The following is an 8,679-nucleotide window of genomic DNA, read 5'->3' as shown; positions in this document are numbered from 1 at the left end:
GGGGCTGGGTGGGCGGGTGCCCGGGCCGACGTCACTGGGCGGCTGCAGGTCTCTGCTGTGCGGCTTTGCCCAACCGTCGACCGCTTCGTACAGCGTTTTGTCGGTTCGCTGGGTCAGTGAGTTCTCGAGAGCAGAAGTGACCGCTACACCCGACGCCAACAGACCCAGCGCGGCCAACACCAGCAAGGCCGCAACCAGGGTGAAGCGCAGCGGCAGTGAATGGAGACGGAAACGACCCCGCTTCGGAAGCTGATCGTTTTCCGCGGCGGCGATCATTGCCGCGGTTCACGCATCACGTAGCCGACCCCACGCAATGTGTGAATCAGCGGTGTCTCCCCCGTGTCCACCTTGCGCCGCAGGTAGGAAACGTAGGACTCGACAACTCCGACCTCCCCACCGAAGTCGTAATTCCAGACGTGGTCGAGAATCCGCGGTTTGCTGAGAACCGTCCCGGCGTTGACCATGAAGTATCGGAGCAGTGTGAACTCGGTGGGCGAGAGTGCAACCAACTCGCCCTTCTTCCAGACCTCGCGGGTGTCGTCGTCGAGTTCGATGTCGGCGAACTTCACCCGCGGCGACTGCTCCGGCGCGACACCGCGACCGGCGCGGCGCAGGATGACCCGCAACCGCGTCACGACTTCTTCGAGGCTGAAGGGCTTGGTCACGTAGTCGTCCGCGCCGAGGGTCAGGCCGCTGATCTTGTCGTCGAGCGAATCCTTCGCCGTCAGAAACAGGACGGGCGCGTCCACACCGTCGGCGCGCAGGCGTCGAAGCAGACCGAAGCCGTCCATCCCGGGCATCATGACGTCGAGAACGATCGCGTCGGGACGGAATGTCCGTGCGACGTCCAGGCCTTGGGCGCCGCTCGAAGCAGTTGCCACCTCGAAACCCTGGAATCGGAGGCTCACGGAGAGCAACTCCACGATGGTGGGTTCGTCGTCGACAACGAGGATGCGGGCTTCGGGGGTCTTGTCGGTCACGAGAACCATCTTCTCCCCTGCCACTGGATTCCCGCTGTATGTTCCCTGGGAGCTTCCTGTGAACGGCCGGGTGCAGGTGAAAAGCTGACAGCAGGATCCCGGCAAGGATCCAGGCTTCGATCGGCTGGCAAGGCACACGTGACATCAGCGGATTCAGCTACTTCAACGCACTGTCGATGGAGACTGCATTCGCGGACGCTGCGGTGTGGGTCGCCGACGCAGTTCAGACAAATTTGGCCGGCTACGACTTCGTTCAGTGGCCGAGTCGAGGACGCCATCTGCTGGTTCCTCGACTTCGAGACAGGGAACCGGTGTGGATGGATCCGCACGGCGATGTGACGATAAGTCGTATCGGCGAGTTGTGCAAAAATTCGACGAATTATGCAGCAACGTAGCCCAGTTCAAATCGCTCAGCTCTACGGTCCTGTGGCGTCCGCGCTGGTCGGCGGTGTGGTGGCCGCGTACGCAGTGGCCGAGTCCCGAGTTGACGACTTCTCCTTCTCCGACGCCGGCGTTATCTCGGTGGTGATCACGCCGCAGTGGGCGGGAGCAACTGCCGCGGTGGTTGCGGCCGTCGGCGTAGCGCTACTGCATCGCTGGGGACGTGGCGGTCTCGCGAGTGTCTTCGCTGTAGTCGGCGCCCTCGCCATCGCGCTACCTGCATTCGTCCCCGTCTCCGCCCAGATTTCGGTGACTCTGAACGCAATCGGAGCAGGCGCTTTCCTCGCGGCAGCGGCATTTCCGACGAAGGGTCACCGCGGAGCACAAACCGCTCTCGGACTCGGCGTAACCACGACGACCCTGTACTTCGGCGCAGCGGACTTGTGGCGCGATCGCGTCCCCAGGTGGTCGCTCACACTTCCGGGCGATTCCTACCCCGTGCCGTCCACGGTTCCCGTCTGGATTCTGCTCGCCGCAACTCTTCTCGTGGGTGGAGTCGCCGCACTCGCACGACCGAATCAGGAGCCGGGCGACATCGACGCACGCCTGGTGAAGCTGGGAGTTGTTCTGCCCCTGGTATTCACGGCTCTCTATGTGTGGTTGGGCTCGACGACATCACCTGGGTCATGGGTGATCGCGGTGGTATCGGCGGTTGCCGTTACCGTCGCACTGGCTTGGCGGTTGCCGCCACACGACGGTCGTTTCGTACTCGTCGGACTGGCAGTCAGCGCGGTTTCGGTCAGCTCGATTTCCTTTCCATCCGACTGGACCTGGGCGATGCCCGCGGGAGCTGCTGCCCTGGCGTTGGGCGTCGTCGTCGGCTGGAGAAGACCGATGCCGCAACTCGGGCTGGGACTCCTTGCCGTGACTGCACTCTCGGGATTGCTGGATGCCGCCCCGACCACGGTTGCCTACGTCCTCATCCTCCCGCTTGCGCTGGGACTGGCCGTCACGTCATGCATGCCTGTTGCCGTCGAAGCAGTCTCGAGCGGGGCGATGCTGCCCGTCGCTTTCACGTTGTTCTCGGTTTCACCGACCTTCTTGGACCCGGGCTCGCGGGAATTCGGGTGGTCTACCGGTGTGCTCGTCGAACACGGACCGGCCGCCGTGAACACGCCGATTCCTCTGACTGTTCTCGCTGCGACGGCGACGATCGTGGTGTCCGTGTCGACCATCCATCTGAAGAGAGTTCGAACGGCGGTGGTGACCTAAATCGCCAGCTGATCGGGTCGGAACGCAGAATTCTGTTGCTATGGTTGGGTGGTCAACGACGACATCCGGACGAGCGCACCGTACCCGGCCAGCGAAAAGACGGTGCCTTGGGAGTTGTTCACCATGGCATGGATCGTGCTCGTCATTTCCGGACTTTTCGAAGCTGTCTGGGCTACCGCACTCGGTAAGTCCGACGGATTCAGCAAGATGTCGCCCACCATCGTCTTCGTCCTCGGCCTGATCGTCAGTATGGCCGGCCTCGCGTATGCAATGCGTACCCTTCCCATCGGGACTTCCTACGCGATCTGGGTCGGCATCGGCGCCGCCCTGACCGTGGGATATGCGATGATCACCGGCGCGGAGTCCACGTCGATCGTCAAGATACTGCTGATCCTGGGCATCGTCGGCTGTGTCGTCGGTCTGAAGGTCCTTCACTGACCGGCGATCCTGGTGAGTGTTTGTGTGTTACCGGTTACAGTTAACGCATGAAACTGCTGGAGATGCTCACGCTTCCCCTACGCGCGGGCATTGCAGCCGCAGAGATCAGTTTGGGAATCGCCGAGCTGACGGTCACGACAGTTCGTATCGCCGTCGGTAATACCGGCGCCGTGACGGCGGGTGCTGCCGGCTTGGCAAGCCCCCGCGGACCCATGCAGATGATCCAGCAGTTGTCATCGCTCACCGCTGACGATCGGCCCATCGGGCAGGCCTTGGCCCCCGGTGGGCCACTCGATCGACTTCTCTCTCCCGGCGGCCCGGTCGACAAACTGACTGCACCCGACGGCACTCTCGAACGACTACTCGCTCCCGGCGGACCACTCGAAAGACTTCTTGCCCCCGGCGGACCGCTGGATAGGGTGCTCGCCGAGAACGGCGCATTGGAACGCTTGCTCGCGCCGGACGGTCTCCTCGACCGAATGATGGCGGAGGACGGTCCGCTTGAACGCCTGACAGCGCAAGACGGTGCCGTCGAACGCCTGACTGCCAAGGACGGTGTCATCGATCGCGCACTGGCCGAAAACGGCATCCTCGAAACACTCCTGGCAGAGAACGGCGCCTTCGAACGGCTCATCGCCGAAGGCGGCCCGCTTGACCAGATCGTTGCACTGTCCGACACCTTGACTTCCCTCGCCCCCAACCTCGAGCGGATGAGCGCGAGTATCGAGGTCCTTCAGGAAACCGTCGGAATCCTCAGCGCTGCAGTCGGTCCACTCGGAGAACTTGCCGGCAAACTTCCCAATCGGTGGCTCAAGAGCAAGAGCGACCGCCCAGGGCCGGACCTTCCGATCGAATCGGCATAACAAACGGTTACTCGCCGATTACGCGGTCAGTTGTTGATCACGATGTTGAGGTTGATGATGATTCCGCCGAAAGTCAGGATCGTGTTGGCCAAGCCAACGGTCATTCCACTGTTCAGAGCCGCGATCAGTCCGTTCATCGTCGTATCCCCTTCACTGTCTACGGGTTACGCGTACAAGATTGTGCGCTGGCGCTGACAATAGGCCAAGTTCGTGACCTGCGCGCCATTGCGGAGAAAACTTGTACCCCGGTCGCAGTTTCCACGTTAACTGTTGCAGGACAACATAATTCCAAGATCGGCGCACTACCCGCTAACGGCCGAATCAAACATCACGATTGGGCATACGCAGACCACTTCACATAACCGTCCGCCCCATCAGACACTTGTCCACCGAAACAGAGTGCACAACAGTTAGTCCGGTGCAACAATGAGACGAATCGGACATGCCTGCGACGTGATGGGGAAGGGTGGTTGAGACAATGACGGCGCCGCGCATCGCCAGAGGACACCGCGGCCCCACCGGGGGCCGAAATTCCGCGTCGCAGGACAGCCTGGACGCCGCCTCGGACGCCCTGCAATCGCTGTACGCGCACCTCGATCCACATGCCCAGGCCGAGCAATTTCTCGAACAAGTCTGCAGGCATGCCGTCGATCTCATCGCCGACGCCGACATGGCCGGAATTACCATCGGCGGTTCGGACACGACATTCCGAACCGTCGCCGCCACCCACCAACTTGTTCGCACCGTCGACTCGATCCAATTCCGACTGGACTACGGACCGAGTGTGACGTCGTCACGCACGGGAACCGTTGTCCGCGCACATGCCAGCGAAGCCCACAGCCGGTGGCCTCAATTCGCAAGCGCGGCAAAGGCAGTCGGCGCCGTCAGCTTCTTGTCCATGCCACTGCCTGGCCGGGAACGCCCGCTCGGAACCCTCAATCTCTACAGCCACGACCTCCGAGGTTTCACCGGCGCCGACGTGGCCTTGCTCCAACTGTTCGCCGTGACCTCGGCCTACGCGCTGCACAGCTCGCAGCGCCTCGACATCGCCAGAAAGCACGCAATGGACCTCGAGCGAGCACTCGAATCGCGAGGCGTCATCGAACAGGCCAAGGGCATCATCATGGGCACCCACCACGTCGACGCCGACCGAGCCTTCCGCATTCTCATCCAGGACTCGCAGCGCAGCAACGTCAAACTGCGAGTGATCGCCCAGCAGTACATCGACGGCGCGATCGACCCGCGCCAGGCTACGAACAAGCCCGAGACCAACTGAACCGGGCGCCTATCGGCACCTCAGCAAATACAGAGGCACCCACCACATTGGTGAGTGCCTCCTCTTTCGGAGCCTCCTGTCGGGATTGAACCGACGACCTTTCGCTTACAAGGCGAGTGCTCTACCACTGAGCTAAGGAGGCGAAGACCGACGCGTTGCCGCGACTGACTTTGCGGAGCCATCATATCCAAGCCGTCACGGTGGCCGCGCGCGGGTCACGTTAGATAGCGTGGGCCCCATGCGCAACTCCCACTCCGCCCCCTGATGGCGAAATTCACCGAAGTACTCACACGCCTGACGGGAAACCGGCAAGCCACCGTCGACACGGTCACGTCGGCTCCCGCACCGCTTCAACCGATCGACCTGACAGACGACGCCGTCGTCGCAGAGGTCCTGGACCTCGCGGTTCGGGTGGGCGAAGTCCTCCTCGCATCCGGAACCGCGGCCATGGACACCGCTGAGCAGGTGCAGTTCATCGCCGCCACGTACGGCCTTGCCCAGTGTGACGTCGACGTCACTTACAACTCGATTGTGCTCTCTGCCTATCGCGGCCCGACGCGACCGCCGGCGAGCACGATGCGCATCGTCCACTACCGCTCGATGGACTTCACGCGGCTGGCGGCCGTCGACCGTCTGACACGTCGTATCCGCCGTGAGGCGATCACACCGGACCAAGCGCACGACGCGCTCACAGCCATCACGACGGCGCCGCACCCGTACAACCGATGGACCGCGACCATGGCCTGGGCTGCGATGGCGGCTTCGGTCTCCGTCCTGCTCGGCGGCGGGTTCCTCGTTGCCACAGTCGCGTTTCTGACGACGATGGTCATCGATCGAGTCAACCGCGTACTGAACCGGTTCGGCCTGCCGTTCTTCTTCCAGCAGGTTGTCGGTGGTCTCATCGCGGCTGCGCCCGCCGCCACGCTCTATACATTTCAGGACCAGCTGGGGATCAGTATCCGGCCGTCGTTGGTCATCGCGGCCGGAGTGGTCGTTCTGCTGTCCGGGCTGTCGTTGGTGGGCTCGGTCCAGGACGCGATCATGGGTGCACCCATTACAGCTGTCGCGCGATTCTTCGAAGTGGTGATGATGACGGGCGGCATCATCGCGGGCGTCGCAATCTCGTTGCGAATGACCGGGATGTTGGGTTCGACGCTTCCACCGATCAATGTGGAAGTCTCCACCATCACGCAGTTGCCGATCCTCATGCTCTCCGGTGCGTGTGCGTCGGTGTTCTACGCGCTCGCCTGCTACGCCGAGAGGCGTGCACTCACCGCGGCGTTCCTGGGCGGTGCGGCAGGCAGTGGTGTGTCGATCTTCGTGCAGACACTCGACGTCGGTCCCGTGATCGCCGCCGCAATCGCCGCAACCGTGGTCGGTCTTGCCGGTGGTCTGATGGCTCGCCGCGCACTGACGCCTCCGCTGGTTGTCGCGGTCGCAGGCATCACTCCGCTGCTCCCCGGTCTGTCGCTGTACCGAGGCCTGTACGCGCTGCTCAACGACCAGGTACTGATCGGATTGACTGCCTTGCTGTCGGCCTTCGGCATCGGCTGCGCCCTGGCCGCGGGCGTCACGCTCGGCGAATGGGGAGCGCGCACGCTGCGTCGTCCACGGATTCTGATGCGCGTGGACTCGCTACGTCGCCCGATGGTCCGCAAGCGCAGGCGTCGAGTTCCCGTCACCGAGAAGTAGGCGTCGTTCAAGCAGAAAGAGCTGGGCACCTGACGGTGCCCAGCCCTTTTCTGTTCACTCGGGGGTTCCGAGCGGTGAGAGAATCAGCTCTCGACTGCGTGCTTTCCACCGGCAGCCTGATCGGCTTCCATGGCCTCACGCAGGCTCTTCGGACGCATGTCGGTCCAGTTGGCCTCGACGTATTCGAGGCACGCCTTGCGGCTGTCTTCACCGAACACCACTCGCCAGCCGGCGGGGACCTCGGAAAACGTGGGCCACAGCGAGTGCTGGTCCTCGTCGTTCACCAGCACGTAGAAGCGGCCGTCTTCGTCATCGAAAGGGTTAGTGCTCATCTCGCCTCACTCGTTACGTACGTGTCTTGTGCGCCCAGACTAGCAAGCGCACCAGTTCGGTTCTGGTGGCTCAGCACCGACGCCAGAATCTCCCCCGCCCGCACTGCCACGTTCGACAGCAGCGACGACGTCAATCCGTGAGTCTGTTCTGTCCCACCCTGCAGATAGATACCGCCTGTCACGTCCTCCGTTACAGCCAGTCGATAATCCCGACTGACGTTACGCGGAACGGACGAATCCGGCACGAGTTCACCCAACAAATCGTCCAGAGGTGCCGGGGTGAAACCCGTGGCCAGAATGAGTGCGTCGCACGCCAGCGTGTCGGTCAAGCCGTCGAGATTGCTACGGACAGCCAGTTCGATGCCGGATTCGGTCTCCACGGCACTCGTGATCTCCGAGGCCCGACGCATGAACAGTCGCCGCGGCCCACGAACCATCTCCTGATATTCGGTGGCATACAGCTTGTTGATCAGTTCGATGTCGACGACCGAGTAATTGGTACTGCGGTGCAGATCGAGCAGTCGGCGTCGTTCCGCGGCGTCTGCACCGTGCAGCTGATCGACGGCTTCGGGATCGAAGATGCGGTTCGCGTACGGGCTGTCGTCTGCCGGGCTGTAGCCGTAGCGGGCAAAAACACTGTGAACTTCGGCGTTCGGGTAGTTCGCGTGCAGGTAGTCCACGATCTCCGCGGCACTCTGGCCGGCGCCGAGAACGACGAACCGGTTGTGTACGGGCTCCGGCATTGCTTCGAGATGGAAGAGGAACTGGTGATTGTGGAAGCACCGCGACGAAGGCGTCGCCCACTCCGGGATCCGCTCTTTCAGTCCGGCTCCGACAACGATGTTGCGCGCGATCACCGTTTCACCGTCGGCGGTGCGAACCGCAAAGCGATCGACAACGCCGTCGGAGTTCTTGATGCCCTCGACCCCGTCGACGGTTGTACCGAACTGCACGTCCGCGTCGACTCGTCGAGCTGCCCAGCACAGGTAGTCGTTGAATTCGTGGCGCGTGGGGAAGAAGGTCTGGTGGTTGACGAAGTCGACCAGTCGACCCTGCTCGAACAGATACGAGAAGAAGCTGTATCCGCTCCGTGGATTCCGGAACGTCACCAGGTCCTTCGGAAACGCGATCTGCATGGTGGCACCGTCGAGCAGCATCCCGGGATGCCACGCGAACTGAGACTGCTTTTCGAAGAACCGCGCGTTCACCCGATCAACGGCCGCACAATTTGCATTGTGTTCTTCGACAGCAATGGCCAACGCGAGGTTGGCCGGACCGAACCCGACGCCGACGATGTCGACAATGGCAGGTTCGGCGCTGGAGTCTCTTGGTGATTCACTCATTACAGGTAGTCCATCCCCGACGGAACGACCTGGTACGGCCGCCAATCGATGTCCCGAAGTAAGTAGCAAAGGCTACCCTTAATGAGGTGAGGGTATCAACAC

8 protein-coding genes, 1 tRNA gene, 1 pseudogene and 1 riboswitch are annotated in these 8,679 nt (G+C 62.4%); of the genes and pseudogenes, 5 read left to right on the top strand and 5 right to left on the bottom strand.

Annotated features, from left to right (window positions below; all coding sequences use genetic code 11):
• Together AC1Q61_RS30900 and AC1Q61_RS30895 are read right to left on the bottom strand one after the other, a co-directional pair.
• Window positions 1-276, bottom strand: a pseudogene (locus AC1Q61_RS30900) (two-component sensor histidine kinase); the annotation flags it as partial.
• The gene (locus AC1Q61_RS30895; RefSeq protein ID WP_007734368.1) at window positions 273-989 is read right to left on the bottom strand and encodes a response regulator transcription factor; all 717 of its coding nucleotides are present in this window, start codon (window positions 987-989) and stop codon (window positions 273-275) included. The pseudogene AC1Q61_RS30900 and the gene AC1Q61_RS30895, both read right to left, overlap by 4 nt.
• A gap of 372 nt (window positions 990-1,361) precedes the next feature.
• On the opposite strand from AC1Q61_RS30895, the gene AC1Q61_RS30890 reads away from it, so the two are divergent.
• From AC1Q61_RS30890 to AC1Q61_RS30875, 4 genes are all read left to right on the top strand, one after another.
• Window positions 1,362-2,633 (top strand): hypothetical protein, encoded by a 1,272-nt coding sequence (locus AC1Q61_RS30890; RefSeq protein WP_042920408.1) that lies wholly within the window; start codon window positions 1,362-1,364, stop codon window positions 2,631-2,633.
• A gap of 43 nt (window positions 2,634-2,676) precedes the next feature.
• Window positions 2,677-2,742: riboswitch (guanidine-III (ykkC-III) riboswitch) on the top strand.
• A gap of 14 nt (window positions 2,743-2,756) precedes the next feature.
• On the top strand, window positions 2,757-3,071 hold the full coding sequence (locus tag AC1Q61_RS30885; protein ID WP_007734365.1) for a DMT family transporter: 315 nt from the start codon (window positions 2,757-2,759) through the stop codon (window positions 3,069-3,071).
• 47 nt (window positions 3,072-3,118) lie between these two features.
• Complete coding sequence (locus AC1Q61_RS30880) at window positions 3,119-3,934, top strand: hypothetical protein (RefSeq protein ID WP_003945831.1); 816 nt, start codon at window positions 3,119-3,121, stop codon at window positions 3,932-3,934.
• Between the two features lie 478 nt (window positions 3,935-4,412).
• Window positions 4,413-5,210 carry a GAF and ANTAR domain-containing protein gene (locus AC1Q61_RS30875; protein WP_003945473.1) on the top strand — a complete coding sequence of 266 codons (798 nt, stop codon included), beginning with the start codon at window positions 4,413-4,415 and terminating at the stop codon, window positions 5,208-5,210.
• Between the two features lie 70 nt (window positions 5,211-5,280).
• Here AC1Q61_RS30875 and AC1Q61_RS30870 read toward each other — a convergent pair.
• A tRNA-Thr gene (locus AC1Q61_RS30870) sits at window positions 5,281-5,352 on the bottom strand.
• A 122-nt stretch (window positions 5,353-5,474) separates the two neighbouring features.
• Here AC1Q61_RS30870 and AC1Q61_RS30865 point away from each other — a divergent pair.
• On the top strand, window positions 5,475-6,902 hold the full coding sequence (locus AC1Q61_RS30865) for a threonine/serine exporter family protein (RefSeq protein ID WP_007734361.1): 1,428 nt from the start codon (window positions 5,475-5,477) through the stop codon (window positions 6,900-6,902).
• A gap of 83 nt (window positions 6,903-6,985) precedes the next feature.
• On the opposite strand, the gene AC1Q61_RS30860 is transcribed toward AC1Q61_RS30865, so the two are convergent.
• The gene (locus tag AC1Q61_RS30860) at window positions 6,986-7,234 is read right to left on the bottom strand and encodes an MbtH family protein (RefSeq protein ID WP_003945538.1); all 249 of its coding nucleotides are present in this window, start codon (window positions 7,232-7,234) and stop codon (window positions 6,986-6,988) included.
• Window positions 7,231-8,577 carry a lysine N(6)-hydroxylase/L-ornithine N(5)-oxygenase family protein gene (locus AC1Q61_RS30855; RefSeq protein WP_042920410.1) on the bottom strand — a complete coding sequence of 449 codons (1,347 nt, stop codon included), beginning with the start codon at window positions 8,575-8,577 and terminating at the stop codon, window positions 7,231-7,233. The genes AC1Q61_RS30860 and AC1Q61_RS30855 overlap by 4 nt, the downstream gene beginning before the upstream one ends.
• Between the last annotated feature and the right edge of the window lie 102 nt (window positions 8,578-8,679).

Source organism: Rhodococcus sp. MPR-R1B (assembly GCF_058793255.1).
Note: the sequence above shows the minus strand (reverse complement) of the source record. Positions and strands in the feature narration are given on the sequence as shown.

Bases quoted from the DNA above. Each gene is read 5' to 3' on its own strand.
- AC1Q61_RS30890 (WP_042920408.1), top strand. From the start codon at position 1,362: ATGCAGCAACGTAGCCCAGTTCAAATCGCTCAGCTCTACGGTCCTGTG.
- AC1Q61_RS30895 (WP_007734368.1), bottom strand. From the start codon at position 989: ATGGTTCTCGTGACCGACAAGACCCCCGAAGCCCGCATCCTCGTTGTC.
- AC1Q61_RS30875 (WP_003945473.1), top strand. From the start codon at position 4,413: ATGACGGCGCCGCGCATCGCCAGAGGACACCGCGGCCCCACCGGGGGC.
- AC1Q61_RS30885 (WP_007734365.1), top strand. From the start codon at position 2,757: ATGGCATGGATCGTGCTCGTCATTTCCGGACTTTTCGAAGCTGTCTGG.
- AC1Q61_RS30880 (WP_003945831.1), top strand. From the start codon at position 3,119: ATGAAACTGCTGGAGATGCTCACGCTTCCCCTACGCGCGGGCATTGCA.
- AC1Q61_RS30855 (WP_042920410.1), bottom strand. From the start codon at position 8,577: ATGAGTGAATCACCAAGAGACTCCAGCGCCGAACCTGCCATTGTCGAC.
- AC1Q61_RS30865 (WP_007734361.1), top strand. From the start codon at position 5,475: ATGGCGAAATTCACCGAAGTACTCACACGCCTGACGGGAAACCGGCAA.
- AC1Q61_RS30860 (WP_003945538.1), bottom strand. From the start codon at position 7,234: ATGAGCACTAACCCTTTCGATGACGAAGACGGCCGCTTCTACGTGCTG.